Genomic DNA, 24,803 nt, shown 5'->3' with positions numbered 1-24,803 from the left:
GGACAACCCGGTGCAGGTCACCCGCGCTGTGGCCCGCAGGTCTGCACCGCGGGCCGTGGCTCAGCGTTTCGTCAGGGCCGGGAGCCGCTCGGCGAGGCGTTCGTACTCGTCGGCCGTGTTGTACACCTGCGCCGACAGCCGGAGGATCCCCATGCCCTGCCAGTAGCTGAGCGCCACCTCGGCGCGGATCTCCTCCACGATGCGGGCCCGGAGCGCCAGGGCCGCGTCCTGGCTGTCCACCAGCCCCGGCCGGAGCGGGATGGGGCGCATCGGGACGCCGGGCGAACCCGGGGTCGGGGCGTCGAGGGCGGCGGCGACGATCCGCTGGCCGTACTCCACCAGGGCGGTGTTGTGCGCCCGGACCTCGGCCCAGCCCAGGTCACGGAGCACCTCGATGCCGACCGGGGCGGCCAGCCAGGCCGAGTAGTCGAGAGTGCCCTGCCACTCGATCGCGCCCGGGAAACCCCGGTGCGCCTCCCAGGACACGATCGTCGGCAGCATGCTGGGCCGCCACCGCTCGGCGACGGTGAGGACGGCGGTACCGCGCGGCGCGTACGCCCATTTGTGCAGGTTGCCCAGCCAGAAGTCCGCCCCCACCGCGGTCACGTCCACCGGCAGCGCGCCGGGTACGTGCGCCCCGTCGACCAGCGTCGCGACCCCGAGCGCGCGGAGGGCGGCCACGATCCGGGCGACCGGGAACAGCAACGCGGTCGGGGAGGTGATCTGGTCGACGTACGCCAGCCGGGTCCGGGGTCCGACCGCCGCGACCAGGGCCTCGACGATCTCGTCGTCCGTGGCGGCGAACGCGACGGGTACGGTCACCACGCCCGCCCCGACCCGGGCGCACGCGCGCTCCAGGCCCATGGTGACCGCGCCGTACCCGTGGTCGGTCACCAGCACCTCGTCGCCCGGCGCGAGCGCCACCGAGTCGGACACGATCTGCGCGGCCGTGGTGGCGTTGGCGACCAGGGCGGTCCCGTCCGGGTCGGCGCCGAGGAACTCCGCGATCGTCCGCCGCGCCGCCTCGACCCGGTCGATGGCGACCCGGCTGAAGAACCGCATCGGGTTGGACTCGACCTCGTCGCGGACCGCCTGCTGGGCGCGTTGGACGGGCCTCGGGACGGCGCCGAAGGAACCGTGGTTGAGCTGCAGCGTCGTCCGGTCGAGGGTGAACAGGTCCCGGGCACCGGGCAGTGGAGTGGGAGGGTTCGCCATGGACCCTGAGGCTAGGGCCTGGCGGGGGTCCGGCACAGGGGTACGGGGGAAAGTCTCACGCGGGGACGCTGGGACGCGGGGGACATTGGGACGCGGGGACGCGGGGCGTCAGGGCCCGGGCGGGTCTCCACGACCTGGGCGTAGCGCGCCCATCAGGCCCGGGGATGGGCCTGGTTGTAGGCCTGGCGGAGCCGGTCCACCGACACGTGGGTGTAGATCTGGGTCGTCGCGAGCGACGCGTGCCCGAGGAGCTCCTGGACGGAACGCAGGTCCGCCCCGCCGTCGAGCAGGTGGGTGGCGGCGGCGTGCCGGAGGCCGTGGGGCGACAGGTGCGGCAGGTCCGCGTCGTCCGCCGCCCGCTCGACGATCCTGCGGGCGCTGGACACGCCGAGCCGTCCGCCCCGGTCACCGAGGAGCAGTGCCCTGTTCTCGGGCTTCTCCGTGCGGTACAGGGCCGCGCGGCTCCGGCCCAGGTAGGCGTTGAGGGCCAGCTCGGCGGGGACCCCGTACGGCACGGCACGTTCCTTCGCGCCCTTGCCGAGGACCCGCAGGACGCGGCGTTCGCGGTCGATGTCGTCCAGGTCGAGGCCGCACAGTTCGCTGACCCGGATGCCGGTGGCGTAGAGGAGTTCGAGGACGAGGCGGTCGCGCAGGCCGGCCGGGGTGGTGTCGGCGGCGCCCTCGACGAGTTCGGTGGCCTGTTCGGCGCGCAGCACGGCGGGCAGGTCGCGGTGGGCCTTAGGGCTGGCCAGGAGCTGGCCGGGGTCCACGTCGAGGAGGCCGGTGCGGTGCGCCCACGCGCAGAACACCCGGGCCACGGCCGCCCGGCGCGCCAGGCTGGCCCGGGCCGCGCCGCCCTCGCGGACCCCCGCCAGCCAGCCCCGCAGGACCCGGATGTCCAGCCCCGCGACAGCGTCCTGCCCGGCGGCCGCGGCGTGTGCCAGGAGGGAGACCGTGTCCGCCGTGTACGCCCGCACGGTGTGCACCGACCGGCCCCGCTCGCTGGCCAGGTGCCGGGCGAAGTCGTCCACGGCGTCCCGCATGGCCTCGGGCAGGGCGGCGTGGCTCTCGTGGGCGGTGCTCACCCCCCGACCCTAGCGCCCGCTCCTCCACGCCGGACGTTCCCGCCGCACGCTCGGCGCCGCCCCGGGAGACGACGGCTCGCTCGTGACCAGGCCCGCCGTGACACCCGGTCCCCGTCAGGCGAACGGTCCCCGGAGCCCTGGAGCCGCCTGGCCGCCACGCACCGGCCCGCAGCTCGCGCCGTCCGAGCCGGGCCCCGGCCACCAGGCCCGGCCCCTGGCCTCCCGCCGAGCCCAGCACCCCCGAGCCAGGCCCTGGCCGCCCCTTCCGTGCCCGGAACCGCCGGTCAAGGCCTCTCACGCGGGCACCTACGCCGCCGGGCGCGCCACCGGACGCCGCCGCGTCTGGAACCGCCCCTGCTCGTCCTCCACGACCAGCTCCCGCGCCACCAGCGCCGGCAGGTTGCGCCGCGCGTCGGTCGGCGACACCCCCGCCACCACCGCGATCTCGGCGGCGGAGATCGCCCGCCCCCTGGGCACCGCGTCGAGCACCCGCGCCGTCAACGCGTCCAGCCCGTCGCGCTCGGTGGTGCGGCCCCGGACCGGCGGCGCGGCGTACTCCCCGATCCGGCCGACCTCCTCCAGGATCTGGTCGGGCGTCGTCACCAGCCGGGCGTGGTGGTCGCGGATCTCCGCGTTGCTGCCCTCGCTCGTCGCCGACGTCGCCGGCCCGGGGCACGCCATCAGCACCCGGTTGAGCTGGAAGGCTCGGCGGGCCGTGCTCCGGGCCCCGCTACGCGCCGCCGCCTCGACCACGACCGTGCCCCGGGACAGGGCCGCGATCAGCCGGTTGCGGACCAGGAACCGGGTCCGGTGCGGGGTCGCGCCGGGCGGCCACTCGGACAGGAGCAGCCCCTCGGCCGCGATCTGTTCGAAGAGGCCGGCGTGGGCCACCGGGTACACCGTGTCGATGCCGCAGGCCAGGACGGCCACCGTGCGGCCGCCCGCGCCGAGTGCGCCCCGGTGCGCGGCGGCGTCGATGCCGTACGCGCCGCCGGACAGGACCGTCCAGCCCCGTTCCGCCAGGCCGAAGCCGAGCTCGGTGGCCATGTACAGCCCGTACTGCGAGGCGGCCCGCGCGCCGACCACCGCCACGGAACGGTCCACGGTCTCGGCGACGGACCCCGCGCCGCGCACCCACAGGCACACCGGCGGCTGGCTGTCGACGTCGATGCCGGTGGCCGCGCCGCGACTCATCCGGGCCAGGTCGTCGGCGCGGGTCGGCCAGTCGGCGTCCTCGGGGGTGACCAGGCGCGCGCCCAACCGTTCGGCGGACTCCCGGGCCTCCTCCGCGAGCCGCCACGGATCCCGGTCGCCGAGCCGGGCCCGCGCGGCCAGGGCCAGGCTCGCCACGTCGTCCGGGGCGTCGGGCCCGTCGAGCAGCCGGCGCAGGGCCTCGACCGGCCCCGAGGTCCGCACGAGGCGGGCGAGGACGGCGTTGCCGGGTTCGACCAGGCTCGCCAGGACGATCCGGGCCAGGGTGACGGTCATGATGTGCTCCTCAGTCGTAGGTGGATTGCCTCGCGGACATCTCCCTTGTCGGGCCGGACCCGGCCGCCCAGGTCACCCAGGGTCCAGGCGAGCCGGAGCACCCGGTCGTACCCCCGCGCTGACAGCAGCCCCAGTTCCAGGTACCGGGTGAGGTCCTGGCCGACGGAGAGGGGCAGCCGCCACGGGGCGCTCCGCAGCTCCGGGCCGGGCACCTGGCTGTTCGCGGTCCAGCCCCGGCCGGCCCAGCGCTCCGTCGCGGCGGCCCGCGCGGCCCTGACCCTGGCCGCCACGGTCGCGGAACTCTCCGCCACCGTGTCCACCATCAGCTGGGCCGGCGTGACGGGACGCAGACTGAGCTGGACGTCGATCCGGTCGAGGAGCGGGCCGGAGATCCGGGCCAGGTACCGCCGGCGGGCCAGGGAGCTGCACAGGCAGACCAGCGCCCCGCTCGCGCACGCGCAGGGGTTCGCGGCGATGACCAGTTGCACCCGGGCCGGGTACTCCGTGGTGCCCCGGGTCCGGGCCAGGCGGACCCAGCCGGACTCCAGGGGCTGGCGCAGCGTGTCCAGGACCGTGCCGCTGAGCAGCGGGGCCTCGTCCAGGAACAGGATGCCCCGGTGGGCGAGGCTGAGCACCCCGGGCCGGGCCAGGCCGCTCCCGCCGCCGACCAGGGCCGCCGCGCTCGTGGTGTGGTGCGGGGCCTGGAACGGTGCCCGCCGGATCAGCGGGCCGTCCGGCGGCAGGACGCCCGCCACCGAGTGCACGGCGGTCACCTCCAGGGCCGCCTGGTCGTCGAGCGGCGGCAGCAGGCCGGGCAGGCGCTCGGCGAGCATCGTCTTGCCCGCGCCCGGCGGGCCGAACAGCGCGAGATGGTGTCCCCCGGCGGCGGCGACCTCGAGCCCGCGGCGACCGTCCTCCTGGCCGGCGATCTCCGCCAGGTCGGGCCCGCGGGCCGGGGCCGCCCGGGTCTCCGTGGGCGGGTCCAGCAGCTGGCCGGCCCCGCGGGCGAACGCGATCAGCCGGCCGAGGCTGTCCACGGCCTTCACCAGGATCCCGGGCACCAGGGCCGCCTCGCAGGCGTTGCCGAGGGGCACGACGACCCGGCGCATCCCCGCCCGGGCGGCGGCCAGCACGGCGGGCAGGGTGCCGCGGACGGGCCGGACCTGGCCGTCGAGCCCCAACTCGCCGAGGAACACGGTGTCGGCGACCACGGCGGCCGGCAGCGCGCCCTGGGCGCAGAGCAGTGCGACCGCGATGGCGAGGTCGAACCCCGAACCCGACTTCGGCTGCGAGGCGGGCAGCAGGTTGACGACGGCGTGCCGGGACGGCCACTCCTCGCCGCAGTTGACGATGGCGGCGCGCACCCGGTCCCGGGCCTGGTTCAGGGCGGTGTCCGGCAGGCCGGTCAGGAGCAGCCCCGGCAGGCCGGCGCGCACGTCGGCCTCCACCTCCACCAGGTAGCCGCGCACCCCGTTGAGGCCGATGGCGTGCACCCTCGCGTACCCCATCAGAAGGCTCCCCGGAGGTGTTCTACCGTTGCGGGGCCGCTGCGCCGGGGCCGGACGCACACGACGTCGAACCGGATCTCGACTGTGGACAGTCGCGTCACGGCGAGCCAGCGTTTCGCCAGCCGGCGGAGCCGGGCCACCTTCGTCGGGGTCACCGCTTCGGCCGGCGTGCCGTGCGAGTCTCCGCTGCGGGTCTTGACCTCGCAGAAGACGAGCGTGTCCGCGTCCCGGGCGATGATGTCGACCTCGCCCTCGGGGCATCTCCAGTTCCGTTCCAGCAGGACCATGCCCGCGTCGAGCAGGTAGCGGGCCGCGACCCGTTCGCCGTACTTCCCCACGCCGTCCTTCGCCGCCACGCGCCCCACCTCCGTCGCACCGACCCGACCGGTCGAACGCGACAAACGATGCCGGCTCTCCGCGCGCACCCGGGCCGGCCTGTGGACAACCACCCCGCCTGTGGACAACTCCCAGGGCATCACCCCAGGTGGAGGCCGTGAGCTGAAACGGCGGACCCGGCAGCGCGCCCACCGACATCGGTCCAGAGCCCCACAGGTCGACCCGAAAGCCACACCCGCGGCCCCGGCGAGCAGGTCACCCCGGCGCGAAGAAACTCCTCCCGCCCCCACCAACCGGCCGCCTAAACTGTCGGCGAACCCCGACCCCCGGTGATGGCCCGCGTGCGCCGCGAAGCACGCCCCCGATGCACCCACGCACCACCCCGGGCGGAGCCGCCCACCCCCGGTGAGCCCCGCGATCCGGGTCCGGCCGCGCCGTGAACTCCGGGCCGCCCGCCGCCGATCCGCCCACCGCTGCTGGGGCCACCTGATCGCCGCCCCGCTCTGGCCCCTGCACGGCGCGAACCTCGGCACCCTGCTGCGCACCTGCGACGCGGTCGGCGCCTGCCTGGCCGTGCCGCCGTTCCCCTGGGTCGACGAGGCGCTGGCCAGGGGGAACACGCTGCGCCGACCGACCTGTACGCACCGGATCCGCGACCCGCTGCGCTGGCTGGCGGAGGAACGGTCCGCCGGTACGCGGGTCCTCGGCGTCGAGCTGGCCGACGAGGCGGTCCGGCTGGCCGATCTGCCGGCCGCCCGGCAGCGCACCGTCGCCGTCCTCGGCCACGAACAGACCGGCATCCCGCCCGAGGCCCTGGACCTGCTCGACGCGTGCGTGGAGATCCCGATGGTCGGCACCGGGCTGAGCCTCAACGTGGCGGTCGCCGGCTCCCTGGTGCTCTACAAACTCGCCGGCCTGCTCTGAAACCCGACACGCCCACACCCAGCCGGACGGAGACGCGGAACGACCCGGACCCCGTACGGGCCCGGGTCGTTCCGGTCAGATCAGATCTCGCTCGGCAGGGAGATGTCCGGCTTCTCCAGCTCCTCGATGTTCACGTCCTTGAACGTGACCACCCGGACGTTCTTCACGAAGCGCGCCGGCCGGTACATGTCCCAGACCCAGGCGTCCTGCATCTCCACCTCGAAGTACACCTCGCCGTCGCCGTTGCGGACCCGGAGGTCGACCTGGTTGGCGAGATAGAAGCGGCGCTCGGTCTCCACGACGTAGGAGAACTGGCGGACGATGTCGCGGTACTCCCGGTAGAGCTGCAGCTCCATCTCGGTCTCGTACTTCTCGAGATCCTCAGCACTCATCGTCCACCGCCGTCCATGCCGACATTCTCACTCACGTAGCCCCCTGATCGCGCGTCGACCCCCGACGCCACGCCGATCGTGGCACCTTCTAGGCGCTAGCGTACTTTTTGTCCGAAACTCGCGCCACGTTCGCGTACGAGCGCCGGTGTTCCGGGCACGGGCCGTGCTCCTCGAGCGCCGCCGCGTGCACCGGGGTCACGTAGCCCTTGTGCACCCCGAAACCGTACTCCGGGTAGGACGCGTCGAGGTCGACCATGATCCGGTCCCGGGTGACCTTGGCCAGGACGCTCGCCGCCGCGACGCACGCGGCCACCTGGTCGCCCTTCCAGACCGCCAACCCGGGGATCCCGGTGCCGTCGACCCGGAAGCCGTCGGTCAGCGCGTAGTCGGGCCGCAGATCCAGGCCGGCGATCGCACGGCGGAGGCCGGCGATGTTGCAGACGTGCAGCCCGTACGTGTCGATGTCGGCCGGTTCGATGATCACGACCGCGTAGGACACCGCGTGGGCGAGCACCTCGTCGAACACCCGGTCGCGGGCGGCGGGGGTGAGCAGCTTCGAGTCGGCGAGCCCGGGCACCGGGGTGCCGCCGAGCACGGCCGCCGCGGCCACCAGCGGGCCCGCGCAGGCACCACGGCCGGCCTCGTCGGCCCCCGCCACCGCCGCGAACCCGCGGCGGTGCAGGGCCTTCTCGAGGGCGTAGAGCCCGCCGTCGCGGCGGATCACCCCACGGGTCGGAGAGATCATGACGGTGGGTCGGGCACCTTGTCGTAGGAGTCCGGCACGGACAACCACCTCGCCCGGTCGAACGGCCAGAACAGGACGAAGGCCCTGCCGACCACCGACTTCTCCGCGATGGTCGCCGCCGTCGCGTCGTGGCTGCTGCGCACGTAGTGCTCGCGGGAGTCACCCGAGTGGTAACGGTGGTCCCCCATCACCCACAGCCGGCCCTTGGGCACCACCACGTCGAACGGGTCGGGGCTGGAGTCGCGCTCCACGCCCGGCTGGTCGTAGACGTAGGCGGACTCGTCCAGGGGCACGCCGTTGACGGTGAGCCGGTTGTTGTCGCAACAGACGATGTGGTCACCGCCGACCCCGATGACGCGCTTGATGAAGTCCTTCTCGTCCGGGTTGCTCCGCCACTCCTGCGGGGCCTCGAAGACGATCACCTCGCCGCGGTGCGGGGAACGGAAGTCGTAGACCAGCTTGTTCACCAGGACCCGGTCGTCCTTGACGAGCGTCATCTCCATCGACTCGGACGGGATGTAGAACGTCTGGAGCACGAACCCCCGCACCAGGAGGGCCACGACCACGGCCACGACCAGGAGGAACGGCAGCTCACGCCAGAACGATCCAGAACTCTTCTTACTGGTCTCCTCGGCAATCACCAAGGGAGCCTACGTCCCCGACGCCGTGCTGTGTGCACCGACACCGCCATGCTCGGAATTAACAGACCCATACCCAAGGGAGCCATGGCCACGTGTCGCGGTTCCAACCGGAGGGCGTTCAGCTTCGGTACCCCGGAAAAGGTCTCCGGCACCGACAGCGAACCCCACCGGCCCGCCGGCCACGCGATCACGAACGCCCGACCGATGATCTTGTCGATCGGCACCTGCCCGTTGCACCGGGAGTCCTGCGAGACGGCGCGGTGGTCGCCCATCACGAACACGTGCCCCGGGGTCACGGTCACCTTCGGGAACTTCCGCGACCGGCACTCCTGGCCCGGGATCGACTCCTGGAGCAGCGAGTTGTCGGCCACGTAGGGCTCGTCGAGGCCCTTGCCGTTCACCGTCACCCGGCCCTCGGCGTCACAGCAGGCGACGACGTCACCCGGTACCCCGATGATGCGTTTGATGAAGTCCTTCTCGCTGGGCTCGCTGAACCCGACGAGGTCGCCGAACCCGCGCCCGATCCGGCCGAACAGCCCCGAACTAGGGGCGGCCACGACCTCGGGCGCCCACTTGTCCGTGCCCTGGAAGACCACGACCTCGCCCCGCTCGGGCTGCCACAGGTCGTAGACGACCTTGTTGACGAGCACCCGGTCGCCGATCATCAGCGTCGGCTCCATCGAGCCGGACGGGATGTAGAAGGCCTGCACCAGGAAGGTGCGGAGCAGCACCGCCATGCAGAAGGCGATGATCAAGAGGAGGGGCATCTCCTGCCACCACGGCATCTGCTGACGCCGCTCCTTGATCCGCTGTCTGATGCCGGCACGGCGATCGCCCCCGGGTTCACGTGAACCACGGGGGCGATCAAACGGTCGTTCGGGCTCGCTCACGGGAGAGAGCCTATGTCAGACGATCTCGAAGCGGCTAGCTGACCGGCTTCGGGTCGCGACGCTCCTTGATCTTGGCCTTCTTGCCACGGAGCTCGCGCAGGTAGTAGAGCTTGGCGCGACGGACGGCACCATAGGTGACGACCTCGATCTTGTCGATCACCGGGCTGTTGATCGGCAGGGTCCGCTCGACGCCGACGCCGAAGCTGACCTTGCGGATGATGAAGGTCTCCCGCAGGCCGGCGCCCTGGCGGGCGATCACGACGCCCTGGAAGGCCTGGACCCGGGAACGGTTGCCCTCAACGACCCGAACAGACACCTTGAGCGTGTCGCCGGCGCGGAAGTGCGGGATGTCAGTCCGCTGAGACTGGGCGTCTAGGGTGTCCAGCGTGTTCATCGCTGCTGCTTCCCTCGTGCTCAAGGCGCGCATAGGCGCGCGGGTCGGTCAATACGGTTTGGGGCTGCCAGAAGCAACCCCACTACTCTGCCACATCCTGGGCTGATACCTGAAATCCGGCCTCGGACAGGGCAGCGAGATCACGCTTGTCAAGCGTGTCGTAACTTCGTTTCAGCAGGTCAGGCCGCTGCTGTGCCGTACGTAACAGCGACTGGTCACGCCGCCATCGAGCAATTTTCGCATGATCCCCCGAACGGAGAATCTCCGGGACCCCATGCCCGCGCCATTCGGCCGGTTTCGTGTACATCGGCGCCTCGAGCAGGCCGGCCGCGTGCGACTCCTCCAGCAGCGAGTCCGCGTTGCCCAGGACCCCGGGCAGCAGCCGCGTGACGGCCTCCAGGACCACCAGGACGGCCACCTCGCCCCCGAAGAGCACGTAGTCGCCCAGGGACACCTCCTGGACCCGGCAGACGCCCCCAGCCTCCGTCAGCACCCGCTGATCGATGCCCTCGTAGCGACCGCAGGCGAAGACGAGGTGCGACTCGGCGGCCAGCTCGTGCGCCATCGCCTGGTCGAACCGCCGACCGGCCGGGCTCGGCACGAGCAGCAGGCTCTCAGGCGTCAGGGCGGTGTCCAGCGCCTGGCCCCACGGCTCCGGGCGCATCACCATGCCGGGGCCGCCACCGTAGGGGGTGTCGTCCACCGTGCGGTGCACGTCGTGGGTGAAGTCCCGCAGGTCCGTCACGCGCAGGTCCAGCGCGCCGGTCCCCCGGGCCTTGCCGATCAGGGACAGCTCCAGCGGGGCCAGATAGTCCGGGAAGATCGTGAAGACGTCGACTCTCACAGGTCGAACAGCCCGCCGGGCGGGGTCACCACGACCCTGCCGCCCGCCACGTCGACCTCCGGCACGATCGCGGCCACGAACGGCACCAGCGCGTCGTGGGTGCCCGGCCGGCGGACGACCAGCTGGTCGTGCGCGGGACCGTGGATCACCCGGACGACCTCGCCGATCTTCTCGCCGTCGACCATGACCGCGAGCCCGACCAGCTGGTGGTCGTGGAACTCGTCCGGGTCGTCGATCTCGGGCAGGTCCTCGACCTCGACACCGAGGAACACGCCGCGGAGGCTGTCGGCCGTGTCCCGGTCGTTGACCTCCTCCAGGGCGAGGAGGAGCCGGGCCTTGCCGGCGGTGGTGTGCTGGCGGGCGAACTCCAGGGTCAGCGGACCCCGGGCCACCGGATCGGTGGTGAACACCGTCCCGGGTATGAAGCGATCCTGGGGGTCGTCCGTGCGGAGCTCCGCGACGACCTCGCCACGGATCCCGTGCGGACGGATGATCCGCCCCACAATCAACAACATCGCGTGCACTCCTGCCACAAAAAGAGAAGTGGCGCCGGGCTGACACCCGACGCCACCATTGACTTCCCTAGTACGCGTCGACGATCTCGACCCGGACCCCACGGCCACCGATCGAACCCACGACGGTGCGCAGCGCGCGGGCGGTACGACCGCCGCGGCCGATCACCGTGCCGAGGTCGTCGGGGTGCACCCGGATCTCCAGGCGCGCACCGCGCCGGGAGTCGACCATCCGCACCCTGACGTCGTCAGTGTGCTCGACGATGCCCTTGACCAGGTGCTCCAGCGCGGGGCGGAGCACTTCAGGCGTCCGCGCCTGCGTCCGCAACAACGGCCTGCTCCTCGGTCTTGGTCTCAGCCTCGACGGCCGGGGCGGCCTCGGCCTTGGGGGCCTCGGTCTTCTCGGCGGCCTTCTTGGCCGACTTCTTCTCGGCCTTCGGGGCCGGGGCCTCGGCGAGACCGGCGGCGAACTTCGACTCCGCCTCGTACGCGGCCTTCTTGTCGGCGCGCGGGGCGGCGACCTTCAGCGGCGCGGGGGCCTCGAGGCCCTTGAACTTCTGCCAGTCACCGGTGAGCTTCAGCAGCGCCAGGACGGGCTCACTCGGCTGCGCGCCGACGGAGAGCCAGTACTGCGCCCGCTCGGAGTTGACCTCGATCAGCGAGGGCTCCTCCTTCGGGTGGTAGATGCCGAGGAACTCGATCGCCTTGCCGTCGCGCTTGGTGCGCGAGTCGGCGACGACGATGCGGTACTGCGGGTTGCGGATCTTGCCCATCCGCAGAAGACGAATCTTTGTAGCCACGGTAGAACTGCTCCTGAGCGGTAGCTTCGGTTGAGTGGCTTCGCACCAGTGGGGTTTGGCGCTGGCTCCTCGGGTGGACTGCCGCCGTGCCGGGGTTAGAGGGCGCCGACACGACAGTGTTACCAGCCGACCATTCTGCCAGACCATTCCGCGATCAGCGCCATCGGGCGGGCCGATTCACTCCCCGGGCCGGGGAGAGCGTGGGCAGTCCCACTCCCCGGGCCGCGGAGAGAGCGGGCCCTCTCACTCCACCGGGCAGCCCCTGGCCGCCGGATGCGCGTCGTCGAGCGTGCCGCACTGCCACTCCAGGGTCGGCCGGGGCTGCCCGACCTGGGCGAGCATGACCAGAACGACCTTGTTCCTGGGTACCTGTCCGGTAGGGGCGTGCGCGTAGTCGATCAGGCCGCTCGCGCCCACGAAGGGCTTCGGGTCCCCGATCCGCCAGATCCCCCACCGGATCTCGCCCGGACTGATCGGGATCTGGGCGCCGTTGGCCTGGATCCGGGACACCGCCTGGGCGATCACCATCACCGCGTCCCGGCCGATCAGCGCCCGGCCGTCGAGCGCGTCGTCGCACTGCCGGGCGAACAGCTCCTGGTAGAGCTGGTAGAACCGGGCCGGCTGGCAGCCCGTCAACCCGCCGCCGGTCGCCAGCGCCGCGCTGCTCGCGAACGACATGTAGCGCAGTTCCACGTTCGGGAAGCCGGCGAGCTTGCCGTCCAGGACGAACCGGGTCGCGTCGTCGCCGGCCAGGATCCGGACCCGCTTCGACGGGCAGCTCTGCGACAGGCCACTGAGGAACTCGCTGAGCTCCGCCTCCCGGCCGGCGAAGAAGGGCAGGCTGTCGCTCCCGCACGCGTCGATCCCGCGCTGGGCGGCCGTCGGGAGCGGCAGGGTCGGGGCCGCCTCGGTGCGGTAGCGGCCCTGGCCGGGGAGCTCGACCGTGAGCCCCGCCTTCGCGAACTCCTCCTCGGCGTCCCTGGCCAGGTTGTCGCTGTAGGTGTCGGCGGGGTCGCCCGAGGCGTACACCCGGATGGTGGTCGCCTGGAGTCTGACCTTGACGAACGCCGCGGCGACCGAGGCCTCGCGCCGGTTGGCCGGGCCGACCTGGTGGTAGAGCGGGTACAGCGTGGGCAGCTCGTCGTCGGAGGTCACGCTGCCCACCATCGGCAGCCCGGCGGCCTGGAGCCGACCCATCGCGACCTTCGTGGGGGCCAGGCTCTGGCCCATGCCGGTGACAGCGACCACGCCCCGGCTGGCGGTCAGCGCGACGACCAGGTCGGCGACCCGGGGCGCGTGGCCCATCCGGTAGCCGGCGTTGGCGATCAGCACCCGGATCGGCGTGCCCGACTCGACCAGTTCGCGCTGGGCGACGGCGACGCCCTCCAGTTCCTCGCGCGCGCCCTTGAGCAGGGCCCCGGAGGGACTGGACACCGAGATGGCGGTCATGTGCACGATCGTCACGTAGGGCCGGCCGCTGCCGACGATCTCGGCGTTGCGGGCGCCGATCGTGGCCTGCACGGTGCGCAGCCGGTCGATCTCGGCCCGCCGGACGCCCAGGACGGACGCCGCCTGGGCCTTCGACAGATCAAGATCGTTCACAAAGGGGTACGACCCGTCCGACACCCCGACGCACTCGCGCCCCACGGTCAGCACGTCCACGCCGTCGACCGGTCCCGCCAGCCCGCAGTGCTCCGCCGACCACGTCCGGCGGTCCGTCAGCCAGGTGCCGCCCACCCCGCCCAGGAGCGCCACGACCAGGACCCCGGCGACCGTGGGCCAGACCCAGCCGGGCCACAGCCGGCGTTCCCGCAGCGTGAACGGCACCTCGGTCACCGGGGCGACCGCGTCGGGCACGGACAGGGTCTCGATCTCCTGGCCCTGCACCCCGTTGTCGAGCTGCTGGCGGAGCGCCGGGGCGGCGATGGCCAGTTCGCCCGGGGGTTCGGCGAGGGGTTCGGTGTCGGCGACGAGCAGGAGCAGCGGGTCGCCGGGGGCGGCGCGGCGCTCGTCCAGCAGCGCCTGGAGCAGCCGGGGCCCGACCGGGGCGCGCGTCAGGTCGTCGATCAGCAGCGCGACCGGGCGGCGGCGCCACCGGGGCCGGGTCCAGCCGAACAGCCGGCGGGTGGACGCGGCGCTGAGGTCGGCGAGGAAGGCCGCGACCAGCAGCTGCTCGACCTGGACCGGGTGCCGTTCGACGTGCCGGGCGTTGCCGAGCTGGCGGCTGAACCCGGTCAGTCCGGCGGCCCCGGCCGGGTTCAGGTACGGCTGGGTGGTCAGCCAGCGGGCGTGCCGGCCGAACCGGCCGACCAGGGCCGCCGCGACCGCCGTCGCCGGGGTGATCAGGGCGCCGACCAGCACCCGGAGCCACTCCTTCGGCACGGCCTCCTTGGCCTGGTCGACCGCGCCGAGCCAGCGGACCAGCCGCCTGCGGAGCCGGTCCCGGTTGGCCGCGTCGGCGGTGCCGTCCTGGGGCAGGGGCTGGAGCAGGTACTCGACCAGCTGGTGCCGGCGGAACCGCAGCCGGCCGCCGGAGGCCCGCGCCCCGGCCAGCAGCTCCACGAGATGGGCGAGCACGGCGCGCAGGTTGTCCCCGTCGTCCGCGGTGAGCTGGAGGCGCGCGGTCGGGATCTGCTCGGAGAACCGGAGCTTGACCCGGTCGAGCAGGTCCGCGTTCGCCGGGCCCCGGACGAGGTGCACGACCGGCATCCTGCGCCGCCACCGTCGCCAGCGCAGGTTGGGCGGCGGCGCGTACAGGCTGCCCAGGAGGTCCATCAGCTCGGCGGCGCCGTCGAAGGCGGGGAGCGTGTCGCGCCGTCTCGTCATGGATCCATGATGGACGATCGGACCCGCTCCCCCGCCGCGCCGCTTTGTCCGATCGGTGACGTGGATCGGACAGTACGGCTCAGTGCCGGATCACCAGCCGGGCGGCGCGGCCCTGCTCGCCGGACGCCCAGACGTGCTTCCCGTCGGCCACCGACACCGCGTCGAAGCTGCCCGCGTCGAACTGCTTCCAGGTGATCCCGTCGACCGAGTAGTCGCTGCCCGTGGGGCCGACCGCGATGTACTCCGCGCCCGTCCAGACCGCGCCCGAGCGGTACCCCTTCGGGGCCGTGTCGGTGACCTCGGTCCACGTCGCGCCGCCGTCGTGCGTGACGGCGAGCAGCTGGCCGGCCCGGTCGGGGGCCGCGAAGTCCCCGCCGATCGCGATGCCCTCGGTGGCGGTCCGGAACGCCAGGGAGAAGATGCCGCCCGACTCCAGGCTGCGGACCGGGGTGTTCGCCACGGTCCAGTTCCGGCCGTGGTCGGAGGAGTGGAACACCCGGGCGTACGCGCCGCCGCCGGTGGCCAGCCAGTAGTCCTGCCCGCGGGCCACCAGGCAGGTACCGGAGGCCGCGAACGCCGCCTCGCCCGCCAGCGCCGGCGGCATCCCGGCCGGGTCCACCAGCGACCAGGTCCGGCCGCCGTCGGAGGTCGACTGGAACCGGAACTTGCCGTCCACCGGGTCCGACATCACCAGGCCGTGCTGGCGGTCACCGAAGGCGGCGCAGTCGTAGAAGGCGTTCTCGTCGGTGTTCTGGAACGACTTCGTCCAGGTGCGACCGGCGTCGGCGGTCACGTAGATCCGGGAGTCCGTGCCGGGACCGATCGACAGCGCGACCGCGTTCCTCGCGTCGAACGCCTCGATGTCGCGGAACTGGAGCGTCTCCACGCCGGCCGGGCCGACCGAGGCCCAGTTGTGCCCGGCGTCGGTGGTGCGCAGGATCCGGCCGCCCGAACCCGAGGTCCAGGCGATGTGCGAGTTCACGGCGGCCAGGCCGCGCAGCCGGGAGGTGGTGGGGGTGGAGTTGAGCTCCCACGCGTACGTCCGGTGCGGTGCGGCCTGGGCCGCCGTACCCGACAGGGGGATCAGGGCGGCGACCGCTGCGGTCACGACGATCTTCTTCATCATGCATTCGGAAAGTACTCTAAGGACGCAGGTCGGTCCACGTTCCGTCGAACGGGAACTCCCCCGCCTCGATCAGTTTCACGACCCGATTCCCTTCCGCCCGGATATCGGCGGCCTCCTCGGCCGACCAGAACCGGGGATCGCCGGTCTTGGCGGCGAACGACTCCTCGTCCTTCCACTCCCAGGTCCGGTCCGGCTCCACCCAGATGTCGAGCTCCTGGTCGGTGACGTGGGTGCCGTCGGGGCTGCGGGTCTCCAGGTTCACGTACCAGCCGGCGAACTCGCCCGCGTCGGTGAAGAACCACCAGACCGCGTGGTCCGCGCCGTGCGGCTGGAAGATCAGCACGCCGTTCCCGAACCAGACGTCGTCCTGGAGGGGGAAGCCGCCCTCCGGCCACTCGTCGCGGGGGATCTCGCGCAGCGGCGGGTCCGTCAGGGTCCGCCGGACCGGGGTGCCGCCGGGCAGGGCGAGCAGCGGGCCGCGCCCGTCGTCGAGCACCGGGCGGACGGGGAGGATCTGGCAGACGACGCCGCCGAAGGACATCCGGATCTCGTGGGGCATCGGCCCACCATAGCCAGAGGGGCGGCCGTCAGGCCGCCCCCGCGTGCTCCGTGCTCGGTGCCCCTGGGCGGCGCCGATGGCACCGGGCCGGGGCCCACCGTAACCAGATGACGTTCTTAGTAGGAACGCGCCAGGTACGCCGTCAGGCCGGGCTCGTCCTGGCTCAGCGGCACGCCGCCGTCCTCGCGCACCAGGCACCGCACGCTGACGGCCGACTGGTTGGCCTTCGCCTCGCCCTCGACGCCGACCTTGTCCCACGCGATCCGCGCGAACCCGGAACCGGCGACCTCGATCGCCTCCTCCAGCGTGCCGGCGTCACTGGTGCGGGCCTCGCGGGCGGCGAGCGCCTGGTCGTACAGCGCCTGCTGGTCGGACTCCAGCGCGTTGAGCACGGCCTTGACCACGCCGTCCACGGTCACCGCGACCTTGGAGCCGTCGGTGCGCCGGGCGATCGTCACGTTGCCCTCGGCGATGTCGCGCGGGCCGATCTCGATCCGGACCGGGTAGCCCTTGAGCTCCGCGTCCACCGCGCGCCGGCCGAACGGGGTGTCGGTCCGGTCGTTGACCTGCACCCGGACCCCGGCGGCGCGCAGCTCGGCGAGCACCCGGTCGGTGGCCTCGGACACGCCCTCGCCGTCCTTGACGACCATGACGTAGGCCTGGATGGGGGCCAGCTTCGGCGGCACCCGCAGCCCGTTGTCGTCGCCGTGCACCATGATCAGGCCGCCGACCATCCGGGTGGACACGCCCCAGGACGTGGTCCACGCGAGCTGCTGGCCGCCCTCCTTCGCGGAGAAGGAGATGTCGAACGCCTTGGCGAAGTTCTGGCCCAGCTCGTGGCTGGTGCCCATCTGGAGCGCCTTGCCGTCGCCGGTCTGCGCTTCCAGGGTGTACGTGCTGGTCGCGCCCGCGAACCGCTCCCGGTTCGTCTTGCGGCCGACGTGCACCGGGATGGCCAGGACGTTGACCATGAAGTCCTCGTACACCTCGTGCAGGATGCGGCGCGCGTAGTCGCGGGCGTCCTGCTCGTCGGCGTGCGCGGTGTGGCCCTCCTGCCAGAGGAACTCGCTGGTCCGGAGGAACACCCGGGGGCGCATCTCCCAGCGGACCACGTTCGCCCACTGGTTGAGCAGCAGCGGGAGGTCCCGGTAGGACTGGGTCCACTTGGCCATGAACTCGCCGATGACCGTCTCCGAGGTCGGGCGGACCACGACCGGCTCCTCGAGCTTCTTGCCGCCGCCGTGGGTGACGACGGCCAGCTCGGGGCTGAAGCCCTCGACGTGCTCGGCCTCGCGCTTGAGGTAGCTCTCGGGGATGAACAGCGGGAAGTACGCGTTCTCCGCGCCGGTCGCCTTGATCCGGGCGTCGAGGTCGGAGACCATCCGCTCCCAGATCGCGTAGCCGGTCGGTCGGATCACCATCGTTCCGCGCACCGGCCCGTTGTCGGCCATCTCGGCCTTGGAGATCAGATCCTGGTACCAGCGGGGAAAGTCTTCCGCCCGGGGAGTGAGCACACGCGCCATGGGCACCGATCCTAGTCGCGGGCCGCGCCGTCACCTCGGCGACCCCTTTTCAAACGCTTATACCCGTTTAAGGGTACTTAGTCGTTAATGATCCGTACACTCGGGCCCGAGAAGACTTTTTCAGTACGGGAAGTCGCACACCTCGCGCAGCCCGCACACATGCTCCGAGGAGAACAATGAGGACACGTACCCCCATCCTGTCCGTGCAGGCCCAGGTGGCCGGCGCGGTCGGGGTGTTCGCGGCCCTGGCCGCCTTCGCCATGACGACCGCGGCGGGCGAGGCTCCGGCCGTCGCCGCACCCGTCACCGCACCCGTCGCCGCCCCCGCCGTGCCCGGAGCCAAGGCGGCGCCCATCGTGGGCCTCGCCCCGGCCAGCCACAACTTCGGCGGCCACCAGGTCGGCACCACCAGCCCCACCCAGACGTTCACCGTCACCAACACCGGCAACGCGCCCTACGCCATCACCGCCGTGACGATCGGCGGCACCAACGCCGGGGACTTCATCAAGAGCGACGACACCTGCACGGGTACGTCGGTCCCCGGGCCGGCCGGCAGCTGCACCGTGAAGGTCGCGTTCAAGCCCACGACGGGCGGGCCGCGCTCCGGCACGCTCACGGTGACCGACCAGGTGGGGCCGGAGCACATCCGGGTCGCGAAGCTGTACGGGTCGGGGTCCCAGTCGGGCCCGACCCCGTCCATGACGCCCTCGCCCTCGGGGTCCCCGTCGCCCTCGCCGTCGACCACCCCGTCGCCGTCCACGTCGCCGTCCCCTTCGACGACCGCGTCTCCGTCGGCGACCGCCAGTGTCACGCCGAGCGCGCCGGTGACGACGCCGCCGACGCCCGAGCTGCCGGTGACCGGCGGGGGGCCGTTGGTGCCGACGTTGCTGGGGCTTGCCGGGTTCCTGGTGGTCACCGGGTTCGCGTTGCGACGGCTGAGCAAGGCTCGTAAGGCGGCGTAGCCGCGGGAGGGACGCTCTCAGGGGTGGGCCGCGCAGGCGGTACCGCCCCTGGGGTTGGCCGGGGATGACGGGGGCGCGCATGCGCCCGGTCATCCCCGGTCGTCGTTCCGGGGCGGGTGGTAGGCGGGTGTCGCTGGCGGGGCGGCGGTGACTCAGGGGGTCGCGCCGCGCGGGGTCAGCCGCACCAGGATCAGGCACGCGCCCCGGGCCTCCACCCAGGCGCCCTCCGCGACGTATTCGCCCGGAGCCAGGTCGATCCGCAGGTGTTCCTCCCCGGCGAGCTCGGCGCCGCCGTACACGGAGTCGAACAGGACGACGGGTTCGGTGACGGTCCAGCCCACGGCGGACGTCCACACCGCGCCCGGCAGGAGCTCCGCGACGAGCGCGGGGAGGTCGACGTCGCCGTCGGCGGCCCCGAGGCGGACGAGCGTTCGGTGGGCCGGCAGGTAGGTGGTCCGGAACTGCTCCTCGCCCAGTACCAGGACCTGCGTGTCGTGGAGGTCGATGACGTCCACGTATCCGTCGATCTCGCCCGCCCGGTCGTGGTCGCTGGTGCCGTCCGGGTGGGAGTCCGGGGCGCCGGGCCAGTCGGCGCAGGCCGACTCGGGGACGAGGATCAACGGGCCGACCAAGGAGGTCACCCAGGTCAGGGGCATGCCGCCTCCATTCGACGGACGGACGGGCGCCGGGGAGCCGGGGCCCGGGGCGCGAGGTGGTGGGCCGGGACGAAGATACAGCGGGCGGTGGTGGTGGGCCACGCGGTGGCGGGTAGGCGGTGCGGAGCGCCGCCGCTACCGGAGGACCCTGCCCCGCAGGATGATGCGGACCGGCTCGCGGACCGTGGACAGGTCGCGCCGGGGGTCGGCCGGATAGACCACCAGGTCGGCGAGCCCGCCCTCGACCAGGCCGGGGAAGCCGAGCCACTCGCGCGCCTTCCACGACGCCGCGGCCAGCACGTCGAGGGCGCTCATCCCGGCCCGTTCGTGCAGGAGCAGCATCTCCTCGGCGGCCAGCCCGTGGCTGATCCCGCCGCCCGCGTCGGTGCCGATGAAGATCTGCACGCCGGCCTCGTACGCGGCGGCCACCACCGACGGGAAGTCGCGCTGCAGGCGGCGCATGTGGGCCGCGTACACCGGGAACTTGCCGTCGGCCTGGCGCGCGATGCCCTCGAACGTGTCGATATTGATCATGGTGGGGGTCAGGGTGGTGCCCCGGGCCGCCATGGTGTCGATCAGGTCGAGGGACAGGCCGGTGCCGTGCTCCACCGAGTCCACCCCGGCGTCGACGAAGATCCGCACGGCCTGCTCGTCGAAGGTGTGTACCGCGATCCGCGCGCCCGCCGCCTGGGCCTCGGCGACCGCGGCCCGCATCACGTCGGCGTCCCAGGACGGGGCCAGGTCCCCGGTGTCGCGCTGGATCCAGTCCCCGACTATCTTCACCCAGCCGTTGCCGGCCGCCGCCTGCCGGCGGACCCCGTCGAGCAGGGTGTCGGCCTCGTGCTCCTCGCCGATCCCCCGGAGGTAGCGCTTGACCGGGGCGAGATGCCGGCCGGCCCGGGCCAGGCGGGGCATGTCCTCGGCGTCGTCCAGTTCCGCGTACGGGAACGGGGAGCCCATGTCCCGGATCGCCAGCACCCCGGCGTCGCGGTCGATGGCGGCCAGCCCGCGGGCCTCGTCGAGGGAGTCCACCGGGCCGCCGCCGGGGCGGATGCCGGGGTGGCAGTGCGCGTCCACCAGGCCGGGCAGGATGAACCCGCCGTCCACCACGGTCGTCGCGTCGGGCACCGGCTCATAGGTGACCCGGTCGCCGACCAGCCACAGGTCCCGGACCTCGTCGTCGGGCAGGACGACACCACGCACGTGTAGGGCCATGGCCCTCAATCTAGCGGCCCCCACCACCGGGTGGCAGGGGCCGGGCACACGTACTGATAAATGCTATTTGTCTTTCTTGAACTTGTTGAAGTCGATCTTCGGCAGCTTGAAGCCGGGGGGCAGGTCCGGCATGCCACCGGCCGGCGGGAGCTGCGGCGGCAGACCCGGGGGCAGCGTCGGCATCCCGCCCTTGGCCCGGGCCCCGGACGCGCCGCCGCCCTTCTTCTTGGCGTCCTTGCGCTTGTTCTTCTGCGACTTCGTGAAGCTCGCCTTGCCCCGGCCGGGCAGGCCCATCATGCCGCCCATCTGGCGCATCATCTTCTGCGCCTCGGTGAACCGGGTGATGAGCTGGTTGATGTCCGTGACGGACGTGCCGGAGCCGTTGGCGATCCGGGTGCGGCGCGAGGCGTTGAGCAGCTTCGGGTCGGTCCGCTCGCCGGGGGTCATGGACCGGATGATGGCGGTGACCTTGTCGAGGTGCTTGTCGTCCACCTCGGCGATCTGGTCCTTCATCTGGTTCATGCCGGGCATCATCGCCAGCAGGTTGGAGATCGGGCCCATCCGGCGGACCGCGAGCAGCTGGTCGAGGAAGTCCTCGAGGGTGAAGTCCTGACCGCCCATGAGCTTGGCGGTCATCTTCTCCTTCTGGTCGTCCTCGAAGACCCGTTCCGCCTGCTCGATGAGCGTGAGCATGTCGCCCATGCCGAGGATCCGCGACGCCATCCGGTCGGGGTGGAAGACGTCGAAGTCCTCCAGCTTCTCGCCGGTGGACGCGAACATGATCGGCTGGCCGGTCACGTTGCGGACCGACAGCGCGGCGCCACCGCGGGCGTCGCCGTCCAGCTTGGACAGCACGACGCCGGTGATGCCGACCCCGTCACGGAACGCCTCGGCCGTGGCCACCGCGTCCTGGCCGACCATCGCGTCGATGACGAACAGGACCTCGTCCGGGTTCGTCACGTCGCGGATCGCGGCGGCCTGGGCCATCATCTCCTCGTCGATGCCCAGCCGGCCGGCGGTGTCGACGATGACGATGTCGCGCATGTGGCGCTTCGCGTGCTCGAGGGCGTCACGGGCCACCTGGACCGGGTCGCCGACGCCGCTGCCGACCTCGGGCGCGTAGACCTCGACGCCGGCCCGCTCGCCCAGCACCTGGAGCTGCTGGACGGCGTTGGGCCGCTGGAGGTCGGCGGCGACGAGCATCGGCTGGTGGCCGAGGCCCTTGAGGTGCAGGGCGAGCTTGCCGGCCAGGGTCGTCTTACCGGCACCCTGGAGGCCGGCGAGCATGATCACCGTGGGGGGCTGCTTGGCGAACTGGAGCCGGCGCGCCTCGCCACCGAGCACCCCGACGAGCTCCTCGTGCACGATCTTGATGACCTGCTGGGCCGGGTTGAGGGCCTTGGAGACCTCGGAGCCCCGGGCGCGCTCCTTGAGCTGGTGGATGAAGGACTTGACCACGGGCAGGGCGACATCCGCCTCGAGCAGCGCCATCCGGATCTCCCGGGCAGTGCGGTCGATGTCGGCGTCACTGAGGCGCCCCTTGCCCTTGAGCTGGGCGAAGATGCCAGAGAGCCGGTCGGAGAGCGTGTCGAACACGTCAGGTCATCCCTTGGTGGTGGTTGAATCCGCGTCGCTCCAGACTACCGGCCCCGTCCCAGTTCATTCAGGCCGGTCAAAAGCCGCATCTGGTACCCGCCACCCGCCGCGACTTCCGCTGTGACGTAGCTAATAATGTTGCGATGCGCATCCCGTACGAGCGGTACTTCGACCTGCGGGCCATTCCCCAGGGGGGCATGGCGATGGACTCCTACGAGTACCTGAGTCAGGTCACGGCCTCCGCCGTCGAGAACGCCCCGATCTGGGACGCGCACACCCACCTCGGCACCGACACGGACGGCAAGACGCTGGACGCCGAGGGGCTGCTCGCCGACCTCGCCAAGTTCGACGTCACCGGGGCCGTCGTGTTCCCGTTCAACGACCCCGACCAGGGCGAGGACTTCCACGTCCCCAACGAGCGGATCTTCGCCGAGTGCGCGCCGCACGCCGACCGGCTGCTGCCGTTCATGCGGCTGAACCCGCACGGGCCGTGGGAGGCGGAGTACGAGCTGTGCCTGGCCCGGGGGCACGTGGGTGTGAAGCTGCACCCCCGCGCGCAGGAGTTCGAGATCGGCTCGGACCTCGTGCGCCCCATCTACCGGCGCGCGGCCGACGACGGGCTGCCGGTGCTCGTGCACACCGGCTACGGCATGCCGGCCATCTCCCACGACGTCGCCACGGTCGCCGCCGCGCTGCCGCACCTGAAGCTGATCCTCGGGCACGCCTCGTTCATCGACATGCCCCGGGCGCTGCGGGTGCTCAAACCCTTCCCCAACGTGTACTTCGAGACCTCGGTCGTCCGGGTCTACGACCTGTTCCAGGTCCTCCGCGAGGTCGACCCGTCCCGGGTGATGTACGGCTCCGACAAGCCCTACTCGTCGAGCACCGTGTCCCTGCAGTCGATGGGGATCATGGCGGCGATGGCCGGGGTGCCCGAGGAACGGATGCCGGACCTGTTCGGCGGGAACCTGCTGCGGGTGCTGGACGTGACGTCGTGAGGACCACCATCAAGGGCACCGACGTGCACGACGTCTGTCGGGAGGTCGTCGAGCGCGGCCTGCACCCCGAACAGGTCGACGTCGACCTGGGCGACGGCCGGATCCTGCCCCTCGTGCTGGACGACCCGGCGCACTTCACGCTGTACGTCCGGCTCTACTCCCGGGCCCTGGCCGCCCGCAACCTGTTCCTGTCCGGCAACATCCGCCGCACCCTGTGGGAGATCGGCGCGGCCCTGATCGCCGCCGACGAGCCGCCCTGTTTCCTGGAGGGCGTCTACCTCGCGGAGATCCGGTTCGCGCTGGCCAACGCGGAGGAGGCGCTGCGCACGGGGCAGACCAGCGCCAAGCACCACGGGCCGTACGCGTCGATGACGATCGCGGAGAACCTCTGCCTGATGCGGCTCTTCCGGCGCCAACTGCACCCGACGCCGCCGGGGTAGCCCGCGTCCACGCGCCCAGGACCCCTGGCGCCGGCTTTGTATGATCTTGCCGGGCGTCCCGCGGGGGAAGACGGGCGCCCGTGACGCACTTGGGGGTACCGGCATGATCACGCCGCAGGACGATCACAGTTTCACCGAGCGGATCGACGAACAGCTCCGCGCCCTGGCCGCGCTGCGGGCCGGCGGCACGGACGGCTCCGGGGACCCGGTGGAGGCGGTCGGCGAGAGCGCCGACGGCGGGGTCCGGGTCACCGCCCGGTCCGGCCGGGTCAGCGCGATCACGCTCGAGCCCCGGCTGCTGCGCCAGGCCCCGACCGAGCTGGCCGCGCTGTTCACCGAGGCGGTCAACGCGGCATTCGAGGCGCTGCGGGCCCGGGCCCCTGCCGCGACCGACCCGATGCCGGACATGGACGCCCTGCTCGGCGGCCTGCGCGAGGTCGAGGACCAGAGCAGCCGGATGCTGCAGATGCTCAGCTCGGCGCTCACCGAGGCGATGAGCAAGGTCGGCGACCGCACCGGGCTGCGGGGCGACCCCGGGCCGCAGGGCGCGAGCCACCTGTTCGCGGAGGCGACCGACATGCTGCGGACGGCCCGGGCGGCGCTCGACGTCCCCGAGGAGTCCGAGCCGCCGACCGGCACCGGGTCCGACCCGGACGGCGTGGTGACCGCGACCGTCGACGCGGCGGCGAAGGTGACGGGGCTGGAGCTGGCGGCGCGGTCGGTGCGGCTCAGTTCGTTCGACCTGGCCGACGCCGTGCTGGCCGCCGTCAACGCGGCGCTCGACGCGCTCGACGGGCGGCGGCGCGAGGCCCGGGGCCTCGACGGGCTCGACCAGCTCGCCGGGCGGGCCCGGGAGCTGCAGAACCTCAGCGTGGAGCACATGCGCCGGTACACCGGGAATCTGACCGACATCATGGGCAGCATCCGCGAGCCCTGACGGAGGGGGACGACACATGGTTGAGAAGAGCATCGATCCCGAGGGGATCATGATGTCGGGCGACCGGATGAACCTGGCCGCCCAGACGATGAACACCGACATCGCCGCGTTCAACGGGCAGCTCGACGGCAACGGCGACCCGTTCGGCGGCGACGACCTGGGCTCGCTGATGGGCATGTTCTACCAGGTGA

At 72.4% G+C, this 24,803-nt stretch carries 26 protein-coding genes; 5 read left to right on the top strand and 21 right to left on the bottom strand.

Annotated elements, in window-relative coordinates; all coding sequences use genetic code 11:
• Positions 1 to 60 precede the first annotated feature (60 nt).
• The 5 genes from PT931_RS03105 to PT931_RS03085 form a co-directional block, all read right to left on the bottom strand.
• The gene (locus PT931_RS03105; protein WP_456244180.1) at positions 61 to 1,215 is read right to left on the bottom strand and encodes an aminotransferase class V-fold PLP-dependent enzyme; all 1,155 of its coding nucleotides are present in this window, start codon (positions 1,213 to 1,215) and stop codon (positions 61 to 63) included.
• Between the two features lie 152 nt (positions 1,216 to 1,367).
• Positions 1,368 to 2,258, bottom strand: coding sequence for a tyrosine recombinase XerC (locus PT931_RS03100; protein ID WP_456244272.1), 891 nt, complete (start codon positions 2,256 to 2,258; stop codon positions 1,368 to 1,370).
• Between the two features lie 348 nt (positions 2,259 to 2,606).
• Positions 2,607 to 3,788: a DNA-processing protein DprA gene (gene dprA, locus PT931_RS03095; protein ID WP_456244179.1), complete on the bottom strand. Its 1,182-nt coding sequence runs from the start codon at positions 3,786 to 3,788 to the stop codon at positions 2,607 to 2,609.
• The gene (locus PT931_RS03090; protein ID WP_456244178.1) at positions 3,785 to 5,296 is read right to left on the bottom strand and encodes a YifB family Mg chelatase-like AAA ATPase; all 1,512 of its coding nucleotides are present in this window, start codon (positions 5,294 to 5,296) and stop codon (positions 3,785 to 3,787) included. The genes dprA and PT931_RS03090 overlap by 4 nt, the downstream gene beginning before the upstream one ends.
• Entirely contained in the window at positions 5,296 to 5,652 is a 357-nt protein-coding gene (locus PT931_RS03085) for a YraN family protein (RefSeq protein WP_456244177.1), read from the bottom strand. Before PT931_RS03085 ends, PT931_RS03090 begins: the two co-directional genes overlap by 1 nt.
• A 385-nt stretch (positions 5,653 to 6,037) precedes the next feature.
• Between PT931_RS03085 and PT931_RS03080 the strand changes: the two genes are divergently transcribed.
• A complete protein-coding gene (locus tag PT931_RS03080) occupies positions 6,038 to 6,556 on the top strand; it encodes a TrmH family RNA methyltransferase (RefSeq protein WP_456244176.1) in 519 nt (172 codons plus the stop codon).
• An 80-nt stretch (positions 6,557 to 6,636) separates the two neighbouring features.
• Here PT931_RS03080 and PT931_RS03075 read toward each other — a convergent pair whose 3' ends face one another.
• The 13 genes from PT931_RS03075 to proS form a co-directional block, all read right to left on the bottom strand.
• A complete protein-coding gene (locus PT931_RS03075) occupies positions 6,637 to 6,948 on the bottom strand; it encodes a DUF2469 domain-containing protein (RefSeq protein ID WP_197007576.1) in 312 nt (103 codons plus the stop codon).
• A gap of 88 nt (positions 6,949 to 7,036) precedes the next feature.
• Positions 7,037 to 7,693, bottom strand: a complete 657-nt coding sequence (locus PT931_RS03070; RefSeq protein ID WP_456244175.1) for a ribonuclease HII — start codon at positions 7,691 to 7,693, stop codon at positions 7,037 to 7,039.
• Positions 7,690 to 8,331, bottom strand: a complete 642-nt coding sequence (gene lepB, locus PT931_RS03065; protein WP_456244271.1) for a signal peptidase I — start codon at positions 8,329 to 8,331, stop codon at positions 7,690 to 7,692. Before lepB (PT931_RS03065) ends, PT931_RS03070 begins: the two co-directional genes overlap by 4 nt.
• A complete protein-coding gene (gene lepB, locus PT931_RS03060) occupies positions 8,331 to 9,101 on the bottom strand; it encodes a signal peptidase I (protein ID WP_456244174.1) in 771 nt (256 codons plus the stop codon). The genes lepB (PT931_RS03065) and lepB (PT931_RS03060) overlap by 1 nt, the downstream gene beginning before the upstream one ends.
• Positions 9,102 to 9,258: 157 nt before the next feature.
• A complete protein-coding gene (gene rplS / locus PT931_RS03055) occupies positions 9,259 to 9,618 on the bottom strand; it encodes a 50S ribosomal protein L19 (protein ID WP_456244173.1) in 360 nt (119 codons plus the stop codon).
• Positions 9,619 to 9,700: 82 nt separating this feature from the next.
• Complete coding sequence (gene trmD / locus PT931_RS03050; protein ID WP_456244172.1) at positions 9,701 to 10,462, bottom strand: tRNA (guanosine(37)-N1)-methyltransferase TrmD; 762 nt, start codon at positions 10,460 to 10,462, stop codon at positions 9,701 to 9,703.
• The gene (rimM, locus tag PT931_RS03045; RefSeq protein WP_363728574.1) at positions 10,459 to 10,974 is read right to left on the bottom strand and encodes a ribosome maturation factor RimM; all 516 of its coding nucleotides are present in this window, start codon (positions 10,972 to 10,974) and stop codon (positions 10,459 to 10,461) included. Before rimM ends, trmD begins: the two co-directional genes overlap by 4 nt.
• 70 nt (positions 10,975 to 11,044) lie before the next feature.
• A complete protein-coding gene (locus PT931_RS03040; protein ID WP_372445288.1) occupies positions 11,045 to 11,305 on the bottom strand; it encodes an RNA-binding protein in 261 nt (86 codons plus the stop codon).
• Entirely contained in the window at positions 11,277 to 11,774 is a 498-nt protein-coding gene (gene rpsP / locus PT931_RS03035; RefSeq protein ID WP_456244171.1) for a 30S ribosomal protein S16, read from the bottom strand. Before rpsP ends, PT931_RS03040 begins: the two co-directional genes overlap by 29 nt.
• 243 nt (positions 11,775 to 12,017) lie before the next feature.
• Positions 12,018 to 14,600, bottom strand: coding sequence for a hypothetical protein (locus PT931_RS03030; RefSeq protein ID WP_456244170.1), 2,583 nt, complete (start codon positions 14,598 to 14,600; stop codon positions 12,018 to 12,020).
• 79 nt (positions 14,601 to 14,679) lie between these two features.
• The gene (locus PT931_RS03025; protein WP_456244169.1) at positions 14,680 to 15,726 is read right to left on the bottom strand and encodes a WD40/YVTN/BNR-like repeat-containing protein; all 1,047 of its coding nucleotides are present in this window, start codon (positions 15,724 to 15,726) and stop codon (positions 14,680 to 14,682) included.
• 16 nt (positions 15,727 to 15,742) lie between these two features.
• A complete protein-coding gene (locus PT931_RS03020; RefSeq protein WP_456244168.1) occupies positions 15,743 to 16,285 on the bottom strand; it encodes a DUF402 domain-containing protein in 543 nt (180 codons plus the stop codon).
• A 116-nt stretch (positions 16,286 to 16,401) separates the two neighbouring features.
• The gene (gene proS / locus PT931_RS03015) at positions 16,402 to 17,808 is read right to left on the bottom strand and encodes a proline--tRNA ligase (protein WP_456244167.1); all 1,407 of its coding nucleotides are present in this window, start codon (positions 17,806 to 17,808) and stop codon (positions 16,402 to 16,404) included.
• A gap of 176 nt (positions 17,809 to 17,984) precedes the next feature.
• Here proS and PT931_RS03010 point away from each other — a divergent pair, with 176 nt between their 5' ends.
• Positions 17,985 to 18,770 (top strand): choice-of-anchor D domain-containing protein, encoded by a 786-nt coding sequence (locus tag PT931_RS03010; protein WP_456244166.1) that lies wholly within the window; start codon positions 17,985 to 17,987, stop codon positions 18,768 to 18,770.
• Positions 18,771 to 18,922: 152 nt separating this feature from the next.
• On the opposite strand, the gene PT931_RS03005 is transcribed toward PT931_RS03010, so the two are convergent.
• From PT931_RS03005 to ffh, 3 genes are all read right to left on the bottom strand, one after another.
• The gene (locus PT931_RS03005; protein WP_456244165.1) at positions 18,923 to 19,426 is read right to left on the bottom strand and encodes an Imm21 family immunity protein; all 504 of its coding nucleotides are present in this window, start codon (positions 19,424 to 19,426) and stop codon (positions 18,923 to 18,925) included.
• Positions 19,427 to 19,561: 135 nt separating this feature from the next.
• Entirely contained in the window at positions 19,562 to 20,641 is a 1,080-nt protein-coding gene (locus tag PT931_RS03000) for an amidohydrolase family protein (protein ID WP_456244164.1), read from the bottom strand.
• A gap of 63 nt (positions 20,642 to 20,704) precedes the next feature.
• On the bottom strand, positions 20,705 to 22,237 hold the full coding sequence (ffh, locus tag PT931_RS02995) for a signal recognition particle protein (RefSeq protein WP_456244163.1): 1,533 nt from the start codon (positions 22,235 to 22,237) through the stop codon (positions 20,705 to 20,707).
• Between the two features lie 143 nt (positions 22,238 to 22,380).
• On the opposite strand from ffh, the gene PT931_RS02990 reads away from it, so the two are divergent.
• The 3 genes from PT931_RS02990 (at position 22,381) to PT931_RS02980 (ending at position 24,612) form a co-directional block, all read left to right on the top strand.
• A complete protein-coding gene (locus tag PT931_RS02990; RefSeq protein ID WP_456244162.1) occupies positions 22,381 to 23,235 on the top strand; it encodes an amidohydrolase family protein in 855 nt (284 codons plus the stop codon).
• Positions 23,232 to 23,675, top strand: a complete 444-nt coding sequence (locus tag PT931_RS02985) for a hypothetical protein (protein ID WP_456244161.1) — start codon at positions 23,232 to 23,234, stop codon at positions 23,673 to 23,675. Before PT931_RS02990 ends, PT931_RS02985 begins: the two co-directional genes overlap by 4 nt.
• A 103-nt stretch (positions 23,676 to 23,778) precedes the next feature.
• Positions 23,779 to 24,612 carry a YbaB/EbfC family nucleoid-associated protein gene (locus PT931_RS02980; protein ID WP_456244160.1) on the top strand — a complete coding sequence of 278 codons (834 nt, stop codon included), beginning with the start codon at positions 23,779 to 23,781 and terminating at the stop codon, positions 24,610 to 24,612.
• The last annotated feature ends 191 nt before the right edge of the window (positions 24,613 to 24,803 follow it).

The sequence above is a fragment of the Longispora urticae genome, from assembly GCF_053902585.1.
The sequence above is the reverse complement of the archived record's forward strand: the minus strand, read 5'-3'. Positions and strand labels throughout refer to the sequence as shown.